Source organism: Mycobacterium sp. VKM Ac-1816D, assembly GCF_000416385.1.
Taxonomy (GTDB): domain Bacteria; phylum Actinomycetota; class Actinomycetes; order Mycobacteriales; family Mycobacteriaceae; genus Mycobacterium; species Mycobacterium neoaurum_A.
Map to the genome: position 1 here is coordinate 107,394 of NZ_AOHQ01000132.1, position 20,882 is coordinate 128,275.

The following is a 20,882-nucleotide window of genomic DNA, read 5'->3' on the forward strand; positions in this document are numbered from 1 at the left end:
TGCTGGGACTACACGACCCGCGTCACACCGGGCAGTCAGAAGTTCGGGAGGTCTCGGTGTAGATGCTGCACAGCGAGCCGGTCGACAACTTCCACGTTCCGCCTTCGTCGACCCAAGCCAGTGGGCGGTGCTGCACTCCCATGCCCATCACCGACATCACCAGCTGGGCGCTCAGCCGTGTGCCGTCGAGTGTCGGATTCTCCACGCGCATGGACACCATCGACCGATGCTGCGCCATCGGTCGAGCCACGATATCTGCCACCGGGAGCGCCGCGTCGCCGGCTTCCAGATAGGACGCGCGCTGCGCTCTGTTGGCGTTCAGGTCGAAGATCACGGCCATCTGTGAGGTCAACTGATCGGCCGACGGTGCGGTCGGCACAGGTTCGGCCCGGGCCACAGCGGCTCCGAGCGTAGCTACGACAGTGAGTACGACGGTCATCGTCGCCAACGTCGGACGGTCGGCGCGGTTCCGGCATATGGTCGTGAGCGTCATGGTGTTCGTCCTTCTCCTCATTGGTGCTTGTCCTGCAAGGGCTTTGGGTGGCGCGGATATCGGCGGTCCAATCAGCTCAGTCCGGTGCACCCGGATGCCCAGTAGGCGCGCGCTTTGATCCGGAGTGCCAGGTCGGGACGAGCCTTCAGACCGCGGCGCACGGCGTTCACCGTGGCGGCGTCGCCTGTGACCACGATGTCGACCGATGCTCCCGTTCGACCGATCGCGGCGGCCTCGAAGAGGTGATCCAGCAATTCTCTGCGATCGGCGGATTTGCGCAGGATGTGCGAATCGGCGTCAATGCCCAACGCGGCCAGTGCATTCGACAACTGTTCCGGTTCATGTGCTTCGTAGAGGAATACGCCGTTCGGGTTGAGCTGCTGGAGTGCGTAGGCCAGGCCGATGCTGGTCTCGTCTCCCACGAACACGGTGTGCGTCACCGTGTCGGAGAGATCGAGCGACTTGCTCGGGCCGAATATCTCGGCATCGACGCCGGCGACGGCGTTGTCGAACCAGCGCACGGCCGGGCCGTCGCCGTGACGGTAGGCGACCACATCGGTGGTGCCCTCGTCGGGGTTCCAGTTGATCGGTGTGTAGGTCCGCATGGCCAGCGATCCGCGACGGGGACGAAGTTGCAGCTTGTCGCCGGGAGTCCAGTGGGCGCGCGTGAATGCGTCGCAGCCCAGGCTCACCTTGAGGAACTTCGGGGTCAGTTCGGTGACCTCGGTGACCCGCACCGAGGTGAACAGGACGTCGGCGGCCAGATCGGAGAGGCGGGCGGTGAGGGTAGCCATGGCAATTCCTTTCGTCGTCGCGCCGTCCCGGTTCGGGATGATGTGGCGCTGGGGGTCCTATGCGGGCAATGGTGTTAGCGCTCGTCCAGTGGTGGCCAGGCGCCCGGCAACAGCGGTGCGGAAGAGGGGGTGTCATCGTCGAGATATGCGGTGGCATGGGTGAAACCGCGTGCACGAGAGCGTCGGTCAGCGAGGGCATTGCGACGACCGAGGGTGCCGGCGCCGGGACCCGAACCGGCCACGGCCGTGGAGGGCACGGGATCGGCGGGTGTGGTGTCCTGCAGATCTTCGTAGACGTGGATGTGGTCCTCGCCGGGCAGGTCCTCTCGGCGCCGTCGGCGGCGTCGTCCAGGTGATGCGTTGCGTCGGGTCGCTGCTGTCGAGGCGGCGGCGCCGACGGCGGTGGGAGCGCCGTGCGTGTCCGCGCCGTGCAGACCCGGATGGGTGGGCGGCTCGGAATCCGGTGGGACGACGGCATATGGCAGCGGGCTCGCCGGGCTTGCGGTGGGAGTGTGGCTCGGCGGGCCTGCAGGTGTGCTGTGGCTGGGAGTCGCCGTGGGGGCCGCGGCACCGGCGGGCGTGGCCGGAGCCGTCATCACCGGCAGCGATGTCACTGCGGTGGCCGTGCCGGTCGGGGTTGTTCCGGCAGGTGCCGGTGCAGGGATCGGGGCAGCAGGGTGAAGCAGCCGGCCGGGATCCGACAGGGCGATGGCAACTGGCAAGGCGATGGCGGGCCCGAGCAGTAGGAGCGCGGCACCGATCTGCAGGGCGAAAAGGGTGAGGCTGATGCTGATGTATCCGATGAATCCGAACACGGCGGTGATCAACGGGGACAGGGCAAAGAGCGCGGCGGCGGGACTGGTGGCAAGTAAGGCCAGAATCTCGCCGAGGTTGAGATTCTGGAGCGCGTCGATGATGTCGAACACGGGCGCTGGGACCAGGATCTTCAGGACGGCCTCCAGCAGGTCGGACAGGCTCGCACTGCTGTTGAGCGCCGTCGCGGTGTCGACGGCGTGAATGCGCGCGGCATTCGCGAGACCGTCGGAGCACGCTGGACTGCTCGCAAGAATCGGGGGGACCGGCGGCAACCGCGGAACCGAGGCCAGTGCCGTGGCTGCGACGCCGTCGTAGACGACCATCGCCGTCGCAGCCTGCATCCACATGCGCAGGTAGTCGGCTTCGTTGACGGCGATCGGGATGGTGTTGATGCCGAAGAAGTTCGTGCCGACCAGTGCCGCGTGGGTGGTGTGGTTGAGCGCGAGTTCGGCCGGCGTCGGCATGTCGGCGAGCGCGACGAGATGGGCGGCGGCGACGTGCTCCAGCTGGGTGGCCGTGGTGGCACAGACTGTCGACGCGTCGGACAGCCACCCGAGATAGGGCTGATGCGCGACCAGATAGCTTGCGGCGCTCGGCCCTTGCCAGTGACCCGCCTGCACCGCGGCCAGGATGGCGCGGAGTTCGATCGCCGCTTCACGGTATTCGATGCTCAATCGGTGCCAGGCACCTGCCGACGCCAGCAAGGCGACGGGGCCGGGGCCCGCGGACAGCAGCGCCGAATGTACTTCGGGGGGAGAGGCGAACCACAATGGGCCGGTCATGATTCTTCGTCGATTCCTTCGTCGTGAAGCGCGGTACGGGCCGGGATGGCCGGCTAGAGATCCAGAACGAGCCGAGGCGTCGACGACCGCGACACGCAGGCATACATGCACCCGTGGGGTGCACCGATGTCGTCGCGGTGATCGGGTTGCCCGGCGAGGACGCGGACTTCGCAACTGCCGCACACTCCTTCCCGGCAACCGGCGCCGATCGGGTATCCGGCATCCAGCAGCGCATCCAGTAGCGAGGTGTCAGCGGCGACGTCGATGGACTGCCGTGAGCGCGCGCAGAGCACCTGGAAACGTGAGTTGGACCCACGAGCCTTGATGGCCGGCCGGAACCGTTCGATACGGGTTTTCTCAGCGGGAAAGGCACGTTCGACATCAGCCAGCATCGATTCGGGCCCGCAGCCGTAGACCAGAGCGTGCGGGTCCAGCACGTCGGCGATTGCCGCGAAGTCGGGCCGTTGATGACGGTTGGTCTCGACGAGTATGGCCTGCTCCCCCGCACCGTAGCGATCCCGGAGTTCGGCTCCGAACGGCATGTCGGCCAGGGATTTACCCACATACAGCAGCGTTGCCGCGGCACCTGCCGCGCTGGCGGCCTGCATCATCGGCAGCAGCGGTGTGATGCCTATACCGCCGGCGATGAAGAGGTATGACGAGGCTTCCTGGAGCTCGAAGTGGTTGCGCGGCAGCGATACCGACAGGCGCTGCCCCTCACGCAAGAAGAGATTGACATATTCCGACCCGCCTCGGCTGAGCGGATCGTGACGCACCGCGATGCGGTAATGCTCACGGTCATCGAGATCGCCGCACAGCGAGTACTGTCTGGTCAGCCAGTTGGGTAATTCGACGTCGATGTGCGCCCCGGCATCCCACGGCGCCAGCGGTCCGTCGCCACCCCTGAGGGTGAGGCTTGCCACGCCGTCAACGGTGTGAGCGATGCGCTCGATAATGGTGTGTTGCACGAGCATTGTCTCCTTGATCAGTACAACGACCGGTAGGAGTTGCGCTCCAGATCGTGTTCGATGGCTTCGCCGGGGATGTCAAGACCCATCTGCGCGGCGACGATCTCGCCAAATGAGGGCATCTGCCCGGCGAGGGCCTGACTTGCCGGGTCCCACACCCGGGATCGGATCAGGGCACGTCCACAGTGAAAGTAGGCTTCGGCGACCTCGACGATGATCGCCAGCGAGGGCTGTTTGGCTTCGGTGCGCATCCGGGTCAACACCGTGGGTTCATCGGTGACATAGGCATTGCCGTTGACACGCAATGTTTCTCGCATCCCAGGAATCAGAAACAACAGGCCGACGCCGTCATTCTCGGCGAGATTGGTGAACGAATCAGCCAGCTTGTTACCCGGACGGTCCGGCATCGCCAGCGTGCGCGCGTCGAGTACCTTGACGAACCCCGGGTAGTCGCCGCGAGGAGAACAGTCTGCGCGGCCCACCGCATCGGCGGTGGCCATCATCGCCAACGGTGAGTGCGCGATGAACCGGCGGTGGTGCTCACCGATGTGGTCGAAGATCTTCGCCCGCGCCATGCCGTCGGGCTCACCGAGCACGCGCCGAATCTCCGACAGCTCCACCCGCCGAAAGCGGCTCCTCGTCTGAATCACGGAACTTCCCATAAGACGACTCCCTCCCCACATCAAAAGTGAGCTATTGCACCCAGGCGCGCCGACCTTGGTGAAATGCATATCTGCAGCTAGAGCACTAATTATCCGCACACAGCCACGCCAATGGCTACTCGCTTTCAGCGCGATCATCGCCGGCAGCCGGAGACGAGTTCTCCGCATGTGGGGCCGCTGCAGCGACGTTCGGTGGGCATCCACGTTCCCTCGGCGACCGGCCCTGCTCGCATTTCGCGGCCGGACAACCCGGATAACGATGTCGCGGAACGTCAGACCGGCACTGATTCAAGGCGTGTACGACACCCTTCACTCGGATCCGCGCGCGGCTAGGCTGATCGTTCCAGCAGTGAGGACGGTGAGGTGCCCTCGAACAAGCATCCGCTACAGCCGCGTAAGCGGCCGCGTCAGCAGAGGTCCGCACGCACCCGCGACCAGATCCTCGAAGCGGCGGTCGAGGTCTTCGCCCAGCACGGCTATGCCCGAGGCACGACGAACCGAATCGCCGAACGCGCCGATATTTCCGTCGGATCCCTGTACCAGTACTACCCCAATAAAGACGCAATCCTGATAGAACTCGCCGGCCGTCACCTCGACGCCGGTGTCGCCGCAACCGCCGACCACCTCGAGGCAGGTGCCATCACCTCCGTGCAGGACGCAATACGCAATATCGTCGCGGCGGCCATTCACAATCACCGCCACGACCCCGAGTTTCTGCGAGTCATCATCGACCAGGCGCCACGCACCCACGAACTCATGGCCAAGGTTGCCGAACAGCAACAAGAGTCAGTTCAGGCGATGAAGAAGCTCCTCGACGGACGACCAGAGGTCGTCGTTGAAGACAAAGATGCGGCAGCGCGACTCGTCGTTCTGACGATCGAGTCGGTCGTCCACCAAGCGATGTCCGCCCCAAAGGATTTCGATGCCGATACCTTACAAACAGAGCTGGTCTCCATGCTCACGCGATACCTCACCCGTGAACCCTGACCGACGGCGATCAACCGGCGCGGACGAACCCCGCCGATCTAGGTGTCTCCGCTGTAGCGGCCCGCGCTGAACATCGAGGACACCGCCCCGATCAGCATCATCGACGCGGCGGCCAGGAACACCACCGTCAGCCCGGCATGGAAGGGACCGGTGATCAGTTCGGGGAAGAAGGTCTTACCGGTCAGCACCTCGGCGTTCACGCCGGGATCCGACAGCGCACCCGAGGGACCGAGCAGTTCGTCGATGGGGTTGTAGCCCAGGAACGCGGCGAAGAGGCTGCCGACCGGTGGCGTGTTGGCCACCTGCTGGGCCACCGAAGCCGACACCCCTTGAGCCTGCAGCCCGCTGCTCATCGCCGAGGGCAGCGCATCGGCCAGCCCGACGATCATCAGCGAGAAGAAGATTCCGATCGAGAGTGACGATCCGGCGTTGAAGAAGGTGGCGCGCACACCCGAGGCGGCACCACGCTGCGACGCGGGCACGCTGGACATGATGGCCGCGGTGTTGGGAGCGGTGAAGATGCCGCCGCCCAGTCCGTTGAGGAACACCAGCACCGCGAACACCCAGTAGTCGAAGTTCACCGGAATCAGCAACAGCGCAACGAAGGACACCGCCATCAGCAGCATGCCGCCCACCGTCAGTGGCCGCGCGCCGAACCGGTCGGCCAGCGACCCGGCCAGCGGGGCCGCGATCAGGAAGCCGATGGTGACCGGCAGCAGATAGATACCGGCCCACAGCGGTGTCGACTCGAAACTGTAGCCGTGCAACGGAAGCCAGATGCCCTGCAACCAGATGATCAGCATGAACTGCAGACCGCCGCGCCCCACCGAGGACATCAGCCCGGCCAGGTTCCCCATCCCGAAGGCCGCCGACCGGAACAACCGGATATCGACCATCGGCTGGTCCACCCGCAGCTCGATCAGACAGAACACCACCAGCACGGCAAGTCCGGTGATGATCGATCCGAGCACCCACGGATTGGTCCAGCCTGTGCTCGAATCACCATGCGGCTGAATGCCGTAGGTGATGCCGATCAGCAACACGGTCAGGCCGACACCGAACGTCAGCGTCCCCGCCCAATCCAGCCGGCCCGGTGTGCGCACCCCCAGCTCGACCAGGGAGTGCAGGCTCCACACGGTCCCGAGCACACCGATCGGCACGCCCACCCAGAAGATGGCCTGCCAATGCCATTCCGACAGCACCCCGCCGATCAGCAGTCCCAGGAACGAGCCCGCGACGGCGGCCACCATGTTCACCCCGAGCGCCATGCCGCGCTGATTGGCCGGGAACGCGTCGGTGAGGATCGCCGAGGACGAGGCCATCAGCATCGCGCCACCGATGCCCTGGATCACCCGCCACCCGATCAGCCAGATCGCCCCGCCGTCGAGCTGGAACGGGTCGAAGGACAGTGCCACCGCCGCCACGGTGAAGACGACGAAGCCCAGGTTGTAGATCCGCACCCGGCCGAACATGTCGCCGAGGCGGCCGAACGGCACCACCAGCACGGCGGTGACCACCAGATAACCCATCAGCATCCAGAGCAGGTAGCTGATGTTGCCCGGGTCCAGCGGGTTCAGACCGATACCGCGGAAGATCGCCGGCAACGAGATCAGCACGATGGAGGCGTTGATCGACGCCAGCAGGATGCCCAACGTCGTGTTCGACAGCACGACCCACTTGTAGCGGGGGTGCTCATGGATCTTGTCCAGCTCAAGGGTCATCGGCACTCAAATCCCTACGATCGGCAAAAACATATATTAGCTATACAAACGATCGCTCGGCAATCGGACGAGCATGCGCTACCGTGAACGGGTCCACACGGGAGCACGCACCAGCGCGCTGAGAGGACGGCTAGGGCCGTCGACCGTACGAACCTGACCGGATAATGCCGGCGTAGGGAGATGTGTAATGAGTGCCGTTGTCGACCCCCGTACCTCCGATGTCACCACCGGCCCCATCGCCGGCAGCTCCAAGGTCTACTCACCCAATGGGGTGCCGTCGCGCCGGGTGCATCTGAGCACCGGCGAGCACTTCGACCTGTACGACACCTCCGGGCCGTACACCGATCACAACGCCGTCATCGACCTGCAGCGCGGACTGCCCAAGCGCGCCAACGTCATCCGCGACCGCGGCACCCAGTTGCAGCGCGCCCGCAACGGTGAGATCACCGCGGAGATGGCGTTCATCGCCGAACGCGAGGCGGTGTCACCGGAGCTGGTGCGCGACGAGGTCGCCCGCGGCCGCGCGGTCATCCCGGCCAACCACAACCATCCCGAGAGCGAACCGATGATCATCGGCAAGGCATTCGGGGTGAAAGTCAATGCCAATATCGGCAATTCGGCGGTCACCAGCTCCATCGCCGAAGAGGTCGACAAGATGGTCTGGGCCACCCGCTGGGGCGCGGACACCATCATGGACCTCTCCACCGGCAAGGACATCCACCTGACCCGGGAGTGGATCCTGCGCAACTCCCCCGTCCCGGTCGGGACGGTCCCGATGTACCAGGCACTGGAGAAGGTCAACGGTGATCCCACCAAGATGACCTGGGAGTCCTACCGCGACACCGTGATCGAACAGTGCGAGCAAGGCGTCGACTATATGACGGTGCACGCCGGGGTCCTGCTGCGCTACATTCCGCTGACCGCCGAACGGGTCACCGGGATCGTCAGCCGCGGCGGCTCCATCATGGCCGCCTGGATGCTCGCCCATCACCAGGAATCGTTCCTGTACACCCACTTCGAGGAGCTCTGCGAGATCCTGCAGCGCTATGACGTCACCTTCTCCCTCGGTGACGGCCTGCGGCCCGGCTCCATCGCCGATGCCAACGACGCCGCCCAGTTCGCCGAACTGGAAACCCTGGGCGAGCTCACCAAGATCGCGAAATCCCATGGCGTGCAGGTGATGATCGAAGGTCCCGGGCACGTGCCGATGCACAAGATCGTGGAGAACGTGCGCCTGGAAGAGGAACTCTGCGACGAGGCGCCGTTCTACACCCTCGGCCCGCTGGCCACCGATATCGCCCCGGCCTACGACCACATCACCAGCGCCATCGGCGCGGCCATCATCGCCCAGGCCGGCACCGCCATGCTCTGCTATGTCACCCCCAAGGAACACCTGGGGCTGCCCAACCGCAAGGACGTCAAGGACGGGGTGATCGCCTACCGGATCGCCGCGCACGCCGCCGACCTCGCCAAGGGCCATCCCCGCGCCCAGCAGCGTGACGACGCCCTGAGCGCCGCCCGGTTCGAGTTCCGCTGGGCCGATCAGTTCGCGCTGTCACTGGATCCCGACACCGCGCGCGAGTTCCACGACGAGACATTGCCCGCCGAACCGGCCAAGACCGCGCATTTCTGCTCGATGTGTGGTCCGAAATTCTGTTCCATGCGGATCACGCAGGACATTCGCGACGCCATGGCGGACAAATCGGTGGAGTTCGCCGAACGTGGAAATCGGGTCTATCTACCCTTGGTGCCATGAACTTCCTACCGCTGCCCCGGCCAGGGGCAACCCCGCTGCGGGTGATGACGATCGCCGGGTCCGATTCCGGCGGCGGCGCGGGCATCCAGGCCGATATGCGCACCTTCGCGATGCTCGGCATCCACGGCACGGTGGCCATGACCGCGGTGACCGTGCAGAACTCGGTGGGTGTCAAGGGCTTTCACGAGATCCCACTGGACATCATCGCCGGTCAGATCAGCGCGGTGGCCTCCGATATCGGCATCCAGGCCGCCAAGACCGGCATGCTGGCCTCCGCCGAGATCATCGGTGTGGTTGCCGAGACCTGGCGGGCCGAGGGACTGGCCGGCACCGTGCCCCTGGTCGTCGACCCGGTGTGCGCCTCCATGCACGGCGACCCGCTGCTGCATCCGTCGGCACTGAACTCGGTGCGTACCGAACTGTTCCCGCTGGCCACCCTGGTCACCCCGAACCTCGACGAGGTCCGTCTGATCACCGGTATCGAGGTGGTGGACACCGACACCCAGCGGGATGCCGCGCGGGCGCTGCATGCTCTGGGCCCGCAGTGGGCCCTGGTCAAGGGCGGGCACCTGCGATCCTCCGAGCTCAGCCCCGACCTGCTGTTCGACGGCACCGAATTCCACGAGTTCAGCGAACCTCGCGTCGACACCGGACACGACCACGGCGCCGGCGACACGCTGGCCGCGGCCACCGCATCCGCTCTGGCCCATGGCTTCTCGGTCCCCGACGCGGTCGCGTTCGGCAAGTCGTGGATCACCGAATGCATCCGCGCGGCGTACCCCTTGGGTCACGGCCACGGCCCGGTGAACCCGCTGTTCCGGCTGCAGCGGTTGTGAGCCTGCCCGACCCCGCCGGTATAGCAGGAATAGCCCACGAACCGGCCACCACCCCCGCGGGCATCGTGCTGCTGACCCACGGCGCCGGCGGCGACCGGGACGCCGCGCTGCTGGTCGGCCTGTGCGACGAATGGGCCCGGCAGGGCTATCTGGCCATCCGCTACAACCTGCCCTACCGGCGCCGCAGACCGAAGGGCCCGCCGTCGAATTCCGCCGCCAGTGATCAGGCCGGTATCGCCGAGGCCATCGCCTGGGCGCGCACCCAGACCGACGGACCGGTGATCGCCGGCGGGCACTCCTACGGCGGCCGGATGACATCCATGGTCACCGCGAACCCGAGCGAACGCCCGGACCTGCTGGCGCTGTCCTCCTACCCGCTGCACCCACCGGGCAAGCCCGAACGGTCCCGGACCGAGCACCTGCCCGGTATCACCGTGCCGACGGTGTTCACCCACGGCACCGCGGACCCGTTCGGCACCATCGAGGAGCTGCGCGCGGCGGCGGATCTGGTGGCCGGGCCGACCCGGATCGTCGAGGTCGCCGGCGCACGCCATGATCTTCGTTCCACGACTTCGGACGTGCCCGCGCTCTCGGTCGCCGCCGCGGTTATCTTTCTCTCATGACGCAGCCGCCGGAGCAGCCCCAGGGATACCCCCCACCCCCGCCCGGTGGCCAGTATCCACCGCCTGCGCCCGGTGGCCAATATCCACCGCCTCCACCGGGTGGCCAGTATCCCCCGCCCCCTCCGCCGCTGCCCTACACCGACCAGTACGGCCAGCCCTACCCGCCGCAGCAGGCGCCGGGCACCAACTGGTGGGCCGTCGTCTCGCTGATCTTCGGCGTGATCGGTGGCGTGCTGATCAGCGTCGTCGCCGGCATCGTCGGCTTGAACAAGGCCAAGAAGGGCCAGGGCGGCCGCGGGATGGCGATTGCGGGCCTCATCCTCTCTGCGCTGTGGATTGTCGGCCTCATCGCCGTGTTCGCGCTGGTGGCGGCCAATAAGGACAAGATCGCCGACAGTGAGTTCGCCGATCTCTTCGACCCGAACTCCGTCAACGCCGCCGATATCGGGCTGGGCGACTGCCTCTCGGAGATCCCGTCGGACGCCAGCCTGGTGGCCTCGGTCAAGACGGTCAGCTGCACCGAACCGCACAAGGGCGAGGTGTACTTCGTCATCGACGTGCCCGGCGGCAGCTTCCCCGGCCAGTCCGCGATCATCGACTACCAGGATCGCTGCGCACCCGCGCTGCAGGAGTTCTCCCCGGACGCGATGGAAGACCCCGAGGTGGGCATGTTCGTGCTCTACCCCACCGAGGACTCCTGGAAGCGCGGCGATCGCGCCGTGACCTGCATCGCCACCACCGACGTCCCACGCACCGGATCGCTGCAGCAGTAGCGAGGTACCGTTTCAACCATGTTTGACGCCGTCATCGTGGGCGCCGGCTTCGCCGGTATAGGTGCCGCCATCCAGCTCAAACGGCTGGGGATCGACAACATCGTCCTGCTCGACCGAGAGGACGATCTCGGTGGCACCTGGTATGTGAACCACTACCCCGGGCTGGCCGTCGACGTCCCGACCACCACCTACTCCTACTACTTCGAACCCAACCCGAACTGGTCGCGGTTGTTCTCGACCGGTCCGGAGATCAAGAAGTACGCCGACGATGTGGCCGACAAGTACGACATCCGACGCCACATCCGGTTCAACACCGTGGTCCACGGTGCCCGCTGGGACGACGAGGCCAAGGCGTGGCAGGTGAGCATCGCTTCCCAGGACAACACGACCGAGACGCTGACGACCCGGTATCTCATCACCGCGACCGGCTTCCTGTCCCAGCCCAAGCTGCCCGATATCCCGGGCATCGACAGCTTCGCGGGCAAGGTCATCCACACCGCGGAATGGGATGACGATTTCGACCCCGCCGGACGTCGCATCGCGATCATCGGCACCGGTGCCACGGCCGTGCAGCTGATCCCGGAGCTGGCGAAAACCGCGGCCGACCTCACGGTGTATCAACGCACCCCCATCTGGGTGGTGCCCAAGATCGATATGCGTTTCGGCCCGCGGACCAAGAAGCTGTTCGCCCGTATCCCGGCCACCCAGCGGGCGCTGCGCTGGCTCACCGACTCGATCTACGAGTGGATGGTGACCATCGGCGTCGTCTACTACAAGACCTTCCGCGGACGCGGCAACATCTCGGCCGCCGACCTGTCCAAGCTGCACCGATTCCTGACCATCAGGGACAAGGATCTGCGGCGGCGGCTCACTCCGGACTACGACTTCGGCTGCAAGCGACCGACATTCAGCAACGGTTACTACCGCGCGTTCACCAGGGACAACGTCCACCTGCAGGATGTCGGGATCGATCACATCCAGACCGACGGCATCGTCGCCAAGGATGGCACCAAGAACGAGATCGACACCCTGGTACTGGCCACCGGGTTCGACCTGTGGGAGGCCAATTTCCCGGCCATCGAGGTGATCGGCCGCGAGGGCCGCAATCTCGGGAAGTGGTGGCGCGAAACGCGTTTCCAGGCCTACCAGGGTGTGTCCATGCCGTACTTCCCGAACTACCTGAGTCTGGCCAGCCCGTACGCCTTCCTCGGGCTGAACTTCTTCAACACCATGGAGTACCAGATGCGGTTGATGGACCGGTTGTTCTCCGAGGTGCAGCGCCGCGGCGCAAGCACCTTCGAGGTCACCGAGGAGGCGAACAGCCGCTACCTGGACCGGATGACCGATCTGCTGGGCAATTCGCTGTTCACCCTCGGCAACTGCGCCGGCGCGCGGTCCTACTACTACAACCCCGCCGGTGAGCCCACGCTGTTGCGGCCCACCACCACCGACACCGCCATCAGGGAAGCCTCCGAGTTCCCCCTGAGCGACTACGCGATCGCCTGACATCGCAATCAACCAACTGTCGAGAGGAAATCCGTTGACCGAGAAGAAGAGTTCGCCGGGCGTCACGCTCGCAGGGGTGTCACTGGTCGGCGCCGGTCTGGCCCACTTCGTCGCCCCGCAGCTGTTCGAGTCGATCACCAAGCCGGCCTTCCCGAACGACACCGCACGCCACATCAAGACCAACGGCACCATCGAGACCGCCCTCGGTGTGGGACTGCTGGTGCCCAAGACGCGCAAGCTGGCGCTGCTCGGCGCGCTGGGTTACGTCGGCTACCTGGGCGTCAACGCCGTCCGCAACAAATAGGTGTTACAGCGCCGGCTCGGCACGTTCGACGCCGTCGTCATCGGTCTGGGTTCGATGGTCGGGGCCGGCATCTTCGTCGCGCTCGGGCCCGCCGCGGCAGCCGCCGGCTCCGGGCTGCTGATCGGGTTGGCGATCGCCGCGGTGGTGGCCTACTGCAACGCGACGTCCACGGCACGTCTCGCGGCGATCTATCCCCAGTCCGGCGGCAGCTATGTCTACGGCCGAGAACGCCTCGGCGCGTTCTGGGGTCACACCGCGGGCTGGTGTTTCATCGTCGGGAAGACGGCCTCGTGTGCCGCCATGGCCCTGACGGTCGGCGTGTACGCGTGGCCGCCGTACGCGCATGCCGTGGCGGTCGCCGCCGTGGTCGCCCTCACTACGGTGAACTATGCGGGCGTGCAGAAGTCGGCGTTGCTCACCCGGGTGATCGTCGCGGTGGTGCTCGCGGTGCTGGCCGTCGTGGTGGTCGTGCTGAGCGGCGCCGGAACGCCCGCCAATCTGTCGATCGGCACCGATACCGGCCCATGGGGTGTCCTGCAGGCCGCCGGGTTGCTGTTCTTCGCGTTCGCCGGTTATGCCCGCATCGCCACCCTCGGTGAGGAGGTCCGAGAGCCGGACCGCACCATTCCCCGCGCCATACCCATCGCGTTGGGCATCGCACTGCTGGTGTACGCGGTGGTCGCCGTCGCCGTGCTCGCGGTGCTCGGCAGCGCCGGACTGGCCACCGCGACAGCACCATTGGCCCATGCCGTATCGGTGGCCGGACATCCCGAGCTGGCCGTGGTGGTCCGTGTCGGAGCCGCGGTCGCCGCGCTCGGATCACTGCTGGCGCTGATCCTCGGCGTTTCCCGCACCACACTGGCGATGGCGCGGGACCGGCATCTGCCGAGCGGGCTGTCCGCGGTGCATCCGCGGTTCGGCGGACCGCACCGCGCCGAGGTCGCGGTCGGGATCGTCGTCGCGGTCTTGGCGGCGTTCGTCGATCTTCGCGGGGCGATCGGGTTCTCGTCGTTCGCGGTGCTGGTGTACTACGCCATCGCCAATGCCAGCGCCTGGACGCTGCGGCCGGCGCGGCGGCTGATCCCGGCGATCGGGTTCGCCGGCTGTGTGGTGCTGGCGTGCACCCTGCCCACCGGTTCGGTGCTCACCGGGTCCGCGGTGATCGCGCTCGGCGCCGCCCTGTACCTGGCCCGCCGCTCCACAGCGTGAGCCGCTGGGTCATCCCCGCCCGTTACTAGACAGTGTGTCTTGACAGACTGTCTCGGCAGCGCATACCGTCCATCCCGTCGCGGGCTGTGGCGCCGATCACGGTGAGCGGTCACCGTCCGCGCCCCTCCTGACCCGACGGCAGGAATGCGCCGCATCCCAAGGAGATATGTGTTTCCCGGAACTCACGCCGCCGCTGATCCGCACCGCCCGGCGGTCATCATGGCCGGCAGCGGCGATACCCTGACCTACGGCGACCTGGACTCCCGCTCGGCCCAGATCGCCGCCGCGCTACATGCCGCCGGCCTGCGCCGCGGCGATGTCATCGCGATCCTGGCCGACAACACCGCCGAGGTGTTCGTCATCTACTGGGCCGCACTGCGTTCGGGTCTGTATGCGACGGCGGTCAACCACCACCTGACCGCGCCCGAAGCCGGATACATCGTCACCGACAGCGGAGCGAAGGCATTCTTCGTCTCGGGTGCACTGGCCGAACTCGGTCGCCAGGTGCTCGACGAGATACCGGGCGACGTGGCGCGCTATGCCTTCGGCGCCGAAGTCGACGGCTATCGGCCCTACCGCGAACTGCTGGACGCGAAAGTCCCACCGCTGACCGATCAACCGCGCGGTGCGGACATGCTGTATTCGTCGGGAACCACCGGCCGCCCGAAGGGCATCAAACCGCACCTGCTGCCCATCCAGGTCGATGAGCCGGGCGACCCGGTCCTGGCGGTACTGCAGAACGTCTTCGGCATCGGACCGGACGCCGTCTACCTTTCCCCCGCGCCGATCTATCACGCCGCACCGCTGAAGTACTGCGCAGGCATGCAGGCGCTCGGCGCGACCGTGATCCTGATGGAGAAGTTCGACGCCGAGAAGATCCTGGCGGCCATCGAAACCCATCGGGTGACCATGACGCAGATGGTCCCGACGATGTTCGTCAGATTGCTTCAGCTGCCGAACGAGATCCGGTCGCGGTATGACCTGTCCTCGCTACGCACCGTCGTCCACGCCGGCGCCCCCTGCCCGCCCGAGGTCAAGGACGCCATGCTCGACTGGTGGGGCCCGATCCTGGTGGAGTACTACAGCGCCACCGAGGCGCACGGGATGACGATGATGAACTCCGCGCAGTGGCGCACCAAGCGCGGATCGGTGGGACGCGCGGTGCTCGGCACCATCCACATCTGCGATGACGAGGGGACCGAACTCCCTGCGGGCGAGGTCGGCACCGTCTACTTCGAGCGCGATGCCATGCCCTTCGTCTACCACAACGATGCGGCCAAGACCCGCGAGGCCCAGCATCCCCAGCACGAAAACTGGACCACAGTAGGCGATCTCGGCTATATCGACGAGGACGGTTATCTGTTCCTGACCGATCGTAAATCGTTCATGATCATCTCCGGCGGGGTGAACATCTATCCCCAGGAGACCGAGAACGTGTTGACCATGCACCCCGCCGTGTTCGACGTCGCGGTGATCGGCGTTCCCGATCCGGAGATGGGCGAACAGGTCAAGGCCGTCGTCGCGCTCCGACCAGGATTCAGCGCGAGCGATGACCTCGCCGCCGATCTCATCGACTACGTGCGTGACCGCGTCGCCCACTACAAGGCACCCCGCACCGTCGACTTCGTCGACGCGCTACCACGTACACCCACCGGAAAACTGGTCAAGGGCAAGCTCAAAGCCCGCTACACCGACACCACGAGGAGCCAGGCATGACCGCCACATCCCACAAGCGCTACATCGTCACCGGCGCCGCCTCCGGCATCGGGCACGCCGTCGCCGAACGTCTTGTCGCCGCGGGCACGGAGGTGATCAGCCTGGACCGCAACACCCCGTCGGCGGCGGTCAAGCACCATATCGCGGTCGATCTGGCGGACCCGCAGAGCATCGACGCCGCGGTGGCCCAGCTCGACGGCTCGTTCGACGCGCTGATCAACGTCGCCGGCGTTCCCGGCACCGCACCCGCGGCCACGGTGATCGCGGTGAACGTGCTGGCGGTGCGCCACCTCACCGAGTCCCTGATCGACCGGCTCCGCGCCGGTGGCTCCGTGGTCGTGGTGTCCTCGATCGCCGGATTCGGCTGGCCGGCAAGGATGCCCGCCATCCAGGCGTTGCTGGCCACCGACGGTTATGCCGAGGGTGCACGCTGGTTCGCCGAGAACCCGCAGGCAGGTAACGCCTACAACTTCTCCAAGGAGGTCGCCACCGTCTACACGATGGCCAAGGCCCTGGAATTCGCCCAACGCGGGCTGCGCATCAATGCCGTCCTGCCGGGCCCGGTGCAGACCCCGATCCTCGCCGATTTCGAGGAGACGATGGGCAAGGACACCCTCGACGGCGCCAAGGCCCTGCTCGGCAGGCATGCCACCCCCGAGGACATCGCCGGCGCGGTCGCCTATCTGATCTCCGCCGACGCCGGCTGGGTCAACGGTCAGACCCTGGCCGTCGACGGTGGCGGCATGGCGGCGGTGGCCGCCGGCGTCATCCCCGCACCGGAAATGCGTTAGGGCACACCATGAGTACGACAGCTGCAACACCACACGCGCGCGCCGTTTTCGACACCGGTCGCACCCGCCCCGCCGAATGGCGCATCGAGCAGTTGCGCGCCATCGAGCGCATGTGCGATGAGCAGGAGCAGGCCATCGCGGCGGCCCTGCTATCCGACCTCGGCCGCCCGGCCATGGAGTCCTGGATGGGTGATGTGCAACCCACCAAGGCCGAAGCGGCGTTTGCGCGCAAGAGAATTCGCAAGTGGATGCGCCGGCGTCGGGTATCGGTTCCGGTCAGCCAGCAACCGGCTCGCGCCTGGGTGCAATATGACCCCAAGGGTGCGGTCCTGGTGATCGGTCCGTGGAACTACCCGTTCTACCTGGCGATGGCGCCGGTGGTATCGGCGGTGGCGGCGGGCAACACCGTGGTGATCAAGCCATCGGAACTCGCCCCGGCCACCTCCGCGCTGATCGCGCGGCTGGTGCCGCGCTATCTGGACACCGAGGCGATCACCGTCGTCGAGGGCGACGCCCAGGTGACCCAGGACCTGCTGGCACAGGGTTTCGATCATGTCCTGTTCACCGGCGGCACCGAGGTCGGGCGCAAGATCATGGCCGGTGCCGCACCCACCCTGACACCGGTCACCCTGGAGCTGGGCGGCAAGAGCCCTGCCATCGTGGCCGCCGACGCCGACCTCGCGGTGACGGCCCGTCGGTTGGCGCACACCAAACTGGTGAACTCGGGGCAGACCTGCATCGCACCCGACTACATCCTCGTCGAGCGGTCCGTGGCCGCGGAGCTGGTCACCGCGCTGTGCGCCACGATCGCCGAATTCAGCACCACACCCGACCTGCCCGTCGTCAACCGACGCCAGTTCGATCGGTTGACGGCACTGATCGCGGACACCAGTGGTCAGGTCGTCACCGGCGGCGGCTCCGATGAGGTGTCCCTGCGCATCGAACCGACCGTGATCCTCGATCCGGGGCACAGTGATGCGGTGATGTCCGACGAGATCTTCGGTCCCATCCTGCCGATCATCACGGTCGACTCGATCTCCGAGGCCATCGGCTTCGTCCGGCACCGGCCACGTCCGCTGGCCCTCTATGTGTTCACCGAGACGCCGGAGCTGGCCGAGGACGTGATCGATAAAACCGAATCCGGTGGTGCGGTGGTCAATCACGCGATCATGCATTGTCTGGTGCCGCAGTTGCCGTTCGGCGGGATCGGCCCCAGCGGCATGGGCGCCTATCACGGCTGGTGGGGTTTCGAGGCGTTGTCGCACCGGCGTGCGGTGCTGGCCAAGTCCACTCGTCCCGATCCCCGGCTGGTCTATCCGCCCTACACCGCACTGTCCAGGAAGATCATCCGTCTGCTGCAATAGCAATCGGGCCCGGCTACCTTGTCCTGATGGCAAAGCTGTCTGTGACGCCGCGTTGGAAGCCCGTGGGCCCCGATGCCGATATCGTCGCCCCCGACGAACGATTGAGCTGGCCGCGCACCCTCGGGATCGGCGCCCAGCACGTGGTGGCGATGTTCGGTGCGACGTTCCTGGTGCCGGTGCTGACCGGTTTCCCGCCGGCGACGACGCTGCTGTTCTCCGGTATCGGCACCCTCGCCTTCCTGCTCATCACGGGTAACCGGCTGCCGAGCTACCTGGGGTCCAGCTTCGCGGTGATCGCCCCGGTCACCGCCGCCGTCACCGCGCAGGGCACCGGCAGCGCACTCGGTGGGCTGATCGCGGTGGGTCTGCTGCTGATCATCATCGGCGCGGTGGTCCACCTGGTCGGCACGCACTGGCTGGACGTCGTGCTGCCGCCGGTGGTCACCGGGGCGGTGGTGGCGCTCATCGGGTTCAACCTCGCGCCGGCGGCCAAGAACAACTTCGAGCAGGGTCCCGTCGTCGGGATGGTCACCCTGGTGTTGCTGGTCGGTGCGCTGGCCTTCTTCAAGGGCCTGATCGGCCGGTTGGCCATCTTCCTTGCCGTCGTCCTTGGCTACGTGCTGGCGCTGGTACTGGGTCAGGTGGACACCTCCGGGATCGCGCAGGCGGCGTGGTTCGGGCTGCCGGAGTTCCAGACGCCGACATTGCGCCTCGAGGTCCTGCCGATGTTCCTGCCCGCCGTGATCGCCCTGGTCGCCGAGAACATCGGGCATGTGAAATCGGTGAGCCAGATGACCGGCAGGGATCTCGATCCGCTGATGGGCCGGGCGCTGGCCGCCGACGGTGTGGCCACCGTGCTGGCCGGCGCTGGCGGCGGCTCGGCAACCACGACATATGCCGAGAACATCGGCGTGATGGCCGCGACTCGCATCTACTCGACCGCCGCCTACTGGGTGGCCGCCGTGGTGGCCATCGTGCTGGCCCTGTGCCCGAAGGTGGGTGCGACGATCTCGGCCATCCCGCCCGGTGTGCTCGGTGGTGCGACGATCGTGCTCTACGGCCTGGTCGGGGTGCTCGGTATCCGGATCTGGCTGACCAACCACGTCGACTTCGCCAAGCCGGTCAACCAGATGACGGCCGCCATCCCGCTGATCATCGGCATCGCCGACTTCACCTGGCAGGCAGGCTCGTTGACATTCACCGGTATCGCACTGGGCTCCATCGCCGCACTCGTGGTCTACCACGGCATGACGCTGCTGGGTGCTAGTCGCCGAGCGCGTTGACCGCGGCGGCGAACACCGACGGCAGCGCGGCCGACGCCGGGGTGATGGCTGCCCGCACGGGCCGGATTCCGGTGCCGTACAACAGCGTCGCTGTCAGCATCCGGTAGCGCCGAGTCAGGTGCCGCCACCGGCGGTCGTACTCGCCAACGCGGTCACCGACGACGCAGTCCACCAGCAGTTCGGCCGCACCGAAGGCCAGGCCCATCCCCTCGCCGGTCAGCGCGTCGACATATCCGGCTGCGTCACCGACCAGCAGGACGCGACCGGAGGTGCGCCCGCGTACCCGTTGGCGCAGTGGACCTGCGGCGCGGTCCGGCCCGTGCGGCAGGCCATCCAGGCGTTCCATCAGCGCCGGAAACTGTGGTAGGTGCGCATCGAACCCGCCCCTGGTGGACTTCAGGATCGCCACGCCGACACAGTCATCGGACACCGGGGTGACATACGCTTCCCCGGCCTCGGGCCCCCGCCCCCAGTACACCTCGACGCAGTCCGACCACGGGGCCACCGCGATGTGTCGGCGGATTCCCCATCTGCGCCGGCCGGACTCCCCCGCCGAGAGGCCCAGCGCCCGTCGGATCGGTGAGTGCAGACCGTCGGCGGCCGCCAGGTAGCGCGCCCGAAATCCGGCCGCACACACCGCGTCTGGACCCTGGGTGAGCTCACCGACCTCGGACTGCACGATCCGCACACCGGCGGCGGTCGCGGCCTCGGCCAGCGCGGTGTGCAGCACGGTGCGGCGCACCCCGCGGCCCGCTCCGTTGACGAACCGGGCCGCCGCGGTGTGCCTGCCGTCGAGATAGCGGATCCCATGAAAGTCATATCCGTCAGGGTCGATACCGAGTTGGCGCAGGCGGGCCAGGGAGTGTGGCATCAGCCCCTCGCCGCACGCCTTGTCGATCGGACCGGTTCGCTGCTCGACGACAACGGCCTCCAACCCGGCCCGCGCGGCGTACAGCGCGGTGGCCAGCCCCGCCGGTCCGCCGCCGGCGACCAGCAGATCGATCATGTCAGGCTCTGCAGCGCATCATCTTCGACCCTGATCCGGGTGCGCAGCAGCAGTGCGTTGGCGATCGAGAACACCGCGGCGGTGATCCAGGCCCCGCCCGCCAACGGTAGTGCGGCGCCTTCCAGGACTACCGCCACGTAATTCGGGTGCGGCATGAGGCGGTAGGGCCCGCCGGTGACCCGAGGGGCGCCCGGCACCACGACCACCCGGGTGTTCCACTGCTTGCCGAGGGTCGTGATGCACCACCAGCGCAGCAGCTGGGCACCGATGACGACCCAGAAGGCGGGCCATACCCACCGCCTGCGCACCCGTGCCTCGGCCAGCGCGCCGGCCAGCAGTCCGGTGTGCAGCGCAACCATCACCGGGTAGTGCTCGGCACCGAACTCCTTGCCGCCGTTGGCCTTGGACCATGTCAGATTCCGGTTGGACACCACCAGCTCGGCCACCCGCTCCACCGCGACGAGCGCGATCAGGACGATGAACCCGCGCATG

Annotated in this window: 20 protein-coding genes and 1 riboswitch; of the genes, 12 read left to right on the forward strand and 8 right to left on the reverse strand. The window is 66.8% G+C overall.

From position 1 onward, the window contains the following. Positions 1 to 22: 22 nt before the first annotated feature. The 5 genes from G154_RS12175 to G154_RS12195 all read right to left on the reverse strand — a co-directional run bounded on the left by G154_RS12175 (position 23) and on the right by G154_RS12195 (position 4,473). Entirely contained in the window at positions 23 to 493 is a 471-nt protein-coding gene (locus tag G154_RS12175; protein ID WP_234713032.1) for a hypothetical protein, read from the reverse strand. Between the two features lie 71 nt (positions 494 to 564). Further along, complete coding sequence (locus tag G154_RS12180; RefSeq protein ID WP_019513707.1) at positions 565 to 1,287, reverse strand: siderophore-interacting protein; 723 nt, start codon at positions 1,285 to 1,287, stop codon at positions 565 to 567. Between the two features lie 74 nt (positions 1,288 to 1,361). Further along, positions 1,362 to 2,885: a PPE family protein gene (locus tag G154_RS12185; protein WP_019513706.1), complete on the reverse strand. Its 1,524-nt coding sequence runs from the start codon at positions 2,883 to 2,885 to the stop codon at positions 1,362 to 1,364. Positions 2,886 to 2,938: 53 nt separating this feature from the next. Further along, complete coding sequence (locus G154_RS12190; RefSeq protein WP_200879137.1) at positions 2,939 to 3,808, reverse strand: PDR/VanB family oxidoreductase; 870 nt, start codon at positions 3,806 to 3,808, stop codon at positions 2,939 to 2,941. A 62-nt stretch (positions 3,809 to 3,870) separates the two neighbouring features. Then, a complete protein-coding gene (locus G154_RS12195) occupies positions 3,871 to 4,473 on the reverse strand; it encodes an MSMEG_1061 family FMN-dependent PPOX-type flavoprotein (RefSeq protein ID WP_019513704.1) in 603 nt (200 codons plus the stop codon). A gap of 405 nt (positions 4,474 to 4,878) precedes the next feature. On the opposite strand from G154_RS12195, the gene G154_RS12200 reads away from it, so the two are divergent. Continuing rightward, on the forward strand, positions 4,879 to 5,502 hold the full coding sequence (locus G154_RS12200; protein WP_019513703.1) for a TetR/AcrR family transcriptional regulator: 624 nt from the start codon (positions 4,879 to 4,881) through the stop codon (positions 5,500 to 5,502). A gap of 38 nt (positions 5,503 to 5,540) precedes the next feature. Here G154_RS12200 and G154_RS12205 read toward each other — a convergent pair whose 3' ends face one another. Continuing rightward, on the reverse strand, positions 5,541 to 7,223 hold the full coding sequence (locus G154_RS12205) for an MFS transporter (protein ID WP_019513702.1): 1,683 nt from the start codon (positions 7,221 to 7,223) through the stop codon (positions 5,541 to 5,543). 87 nt (positions 7,224 to 7,310) lie between these two features. After that, positions 7,311 to 7,419: riboswitch (TPP riboswitch) on the forward strand. On the opposite strand from G154_RS12205, the gene thiC reads away from it, so the two are divergent. The 11 genes from thiC to G154_RS12260 all read left to right on the forward strand — a co-directional run bounded on the left by thiC (position 7,411) and on the right by G154_RS12260 (position 19,384). Next, positions 7,411 to 8,979 (forward strand): phosphomethylpyrimidine synthase ThiC, encoded by a 1,569-nt coding sequence (thiC, locus tag G154_RS12210; protein ID WP_019513701.1) that lies wholly within the window; start codon positions 7,411 to 7,413, stop codon positions 8,977 to 8,979. Its footprint overlaps the riboswitch before it by 9 nt. Continuing rightward, positions 8,976 to 9,815, forward strand: a complete 840-nt coding sequence (gene thiD, locus G154_RS12215; RefSeq protein ID WP_019513700.1) for a bifunctional hydroxymethylpyrimidine kinase/phosphomethylpyrimidine kinase — start codon at positions 8,976 to 8,978, stop codon at positions 9,813 to 9,815. The genes thiC and thiD overlap by 4 nt, the downstream gene beginning before the upstream one ends. Beyond that, positions 9,812 to 10,438 (forward strand): alpha/beta family hydrolase, encoded by a 627-nt coding sequence (locus tag G154_RS12220; protein WP_019513699.1) that lies wholly within the window; start codon positions 9,812 to 9,814, stop codon positions 10,436 to 10,438. The genes thiD and G154_RS12220 overlap by 4 nt, the downstream gene beginning before the upstream one ends. Beyond that, positions 10,435 to 11,211, forward strand: coding sequence for a DUF4190 domain-containing protein (locus tag G154_RS12225; RefSeq protein ID WP_023985237.1), 777 nt, complete (start codon positions 10,435 to 10,437; stop codon positions 11,209 to 11,211). Before G154_RS12220 ends, G154_RS12225 begins: the two co-directional genes overlap by 4 nt. Positions 11,212 to 11,229: 18 nt before the next feature. Continuing rightward, a complete protein-coding gene (locus tag G154_RS12230; protein WP_019513271.1) occupies positions 11,230 to 12,717 on the forward strand; it encodes an NAD(P)/FAD-dependent oxidoreductase in 1,488 nt (495 codons plus the stop codon). A gap of 34 nt (positions 12,718 to 12,751) precedes the next feature. Further along, positions 12,752 to 13,021 carry a hypothetical protein gene (locus tag G154_RS12235; RefSeq protein WP_019513272.1) on the forward strand — a complete coding sequence of 90 codons (270 nt, stop codon included), beginning with the start codon at positions 12,752 to 12,754 and terminating at the stop codon, positions 13,019 to 13,021. Continuing rightward, positions 13,022 to 14,230, forward strand: a complete 1,209-nt coding sequence (locus G154_RS12240) for an APC family permease (RefSeq protein WP_019513273.1) — start codon at positions 13,022 to 13,024, stop codon at positions 14,228 to 14,230. A gap of 168 nt (positions 14,231 to 14,398) precedes the next feature. Next, positions 14,399 to 15,946 (forward strand): acyl-CoA synthetase, encoded by a 1,548-nt coding sequence (locus G154_RS12245; RefSeq protein WP_023985236.1) that lies wholly within the window; start codon positions 14,399 to 14,401, stop codon positions 15,944 to 15,946. After that, positions 15,943 to 16,737 carry a coniferyl-alcohol dehydrogenase gene (locus G154_RS12250; protein WP_019513275.1) on the forward strand — a complete coding sequence of 265 codons (795 nt, stop codon included), beginning with the start codon at positions 15,943 to 15,945 and terminating at the stop codon, positions 16,735 to 16,737. The genes G154_RS12245 and G154_RS12250 overlap by 4 nt, the downstream gene beginning before the upstream one ends. Before the next feature lie 8 nt (positions 16,738 to 16,745). After that, on the forward strand, positions 16,746 to 18,101 hold the full coding sequence (locus G154_RS12255) for an aldehyde dehydrogenase family protein (protein WP_019513276.1): 1,356 nt from the start codon (positions 16,746 to 16,748) through the stop codon (positions 18,099 to 18,101). 26 nt (positions 18,102 to 18,127) lie between these two features. After that, a complete protein-coding gene (locus tag G154_RS12260; protein WP_031601304.1) occupies positions 18,128 to 19,384 on the forward strand; it encodes a uracil-xanthine permease family protein in 1,257 nt (418 codons plus the stop codon). Here G154_RS12260 and G154_RS12265 read toward each other — a convergent pair. Both G154_RS12265 and G154_RS12270 read right to left on the reverse strand, forming a co-directional pair. Next, a complete protein-coding gene (locus G154_RS12265; RefSeq protein ID WP_019513278.1) occupies positions 19,365 to 20,390 on the reverse strand; it encodes an NAD(P)/FAD-dependent oxidoreductase in 1,026 nt (341 codons plus the stop codon). The two genes, G154_RS12260 and G154_RS12265, sit on opposite strands and share 20 nt — an antisense overlap. Further along, positions 20,387 to 20,881 (reverse strand): isoprenylcysteine carboxyl methyltransferase family protein, encoded by a 495-nt coding sequence (locus G154_RS12270; protein ID WP_019513279.1) that lies wholly within the window; start codon positions 20,879 to 20,881, stop codon positions 20,387 to 20,389. Before G154_RS12270 ends, G154_RS12265 begins: the two co-directional genes overlap by 4 nt. Position 20,882 lies beyond the last annotated feature (1 nt).

Coding starts and splice junctions, on each gene's coding strand:
- G154_RS12175 (WP_234713032.1), bottom strand. CDS start 493: ATGACGCTCACGACCATATGCCGGAACCGCGCCGACCGTCCGACGTTG.
- G154_RS12180 (WP_019513707.1), bottom strand. CDS start 1,287: ATGGCTACCCTCACCGCCCGCCTCTCCGATCTGGCCGCCGACGTCCTG.
- G154_RS12185 (WP_019513706.1), bottom strand. CDS start 2,885: ATGACCGGCCCATTGTGGTTCGCCTCTCCCCCCGAAGTACATTCGGCG.
- G154_RS12205 (WP_019513702.1), bottom strand. CDS start 7,223: ATGACCCTTGAGCTGGACAAGATCCATGAGCACCCCCGCTACAAGTGG.
- thiC (WP_019513701.1), top strand. CDS start 7,411: ATGAGTGCCGTTGTCGACCCCCGTACCTCCGATGTCACCACCGGCCCC.
- thiD (WP_019513700.1), top strand. CDS start 8,976: ATGAACTTCCTACCGCTGCCCCGGCCAGGGGCAACCCCGCTGCGGGTG.
- G154_RS12225 (WP_023985237.1), top strand. CDS start 10,435: ATGACGCAGCCGCCGGAGCAGCCCCAGGGATACCCCCCACCCCCGCCC.
- G154_RS12230 (WP_019513271.1), top strand. CDS start 11,230: ATGTTTGACGCCGTCATCGTGGGCGCCGGCTTCGCCGGTATAGGTGCC.
- G154_RS12250 (WP_019513275.1), top strand. CDS start 15,943: ATGACCGCCACATCCCACAAGCGCTACATCGTCACCGGCGCCGCCTCC.
- G154_RS12255 (WP_019513276.1), top strand. CDS start 16,746: ATGAGTACGACAGCTGCAACACCACACGCGCGCGCCGTTTTCGACACC.
- G154_RS12260 (WP_031601304.1), top strand. CDS start 18,128: ATGGCAAAGCTGTCTGTGACGCCGCGTTGGAAGCCCGTGGGCCCCGAT.
- G154_RS12265 (WP_019513278.1), bottom strand. CDS start 20,390: ATGATCGATCTGCTGGTCGCCGGCGGCGGACCGGCGGGGCTGGCCACC.
- G154_RS12270 (WP_019513279.1), bottom strand. CDS start 20,881: ATGCGCGGGTTCATCGTCCTGATCGCGCTCGTCGCGGTGGAGCGGGTG.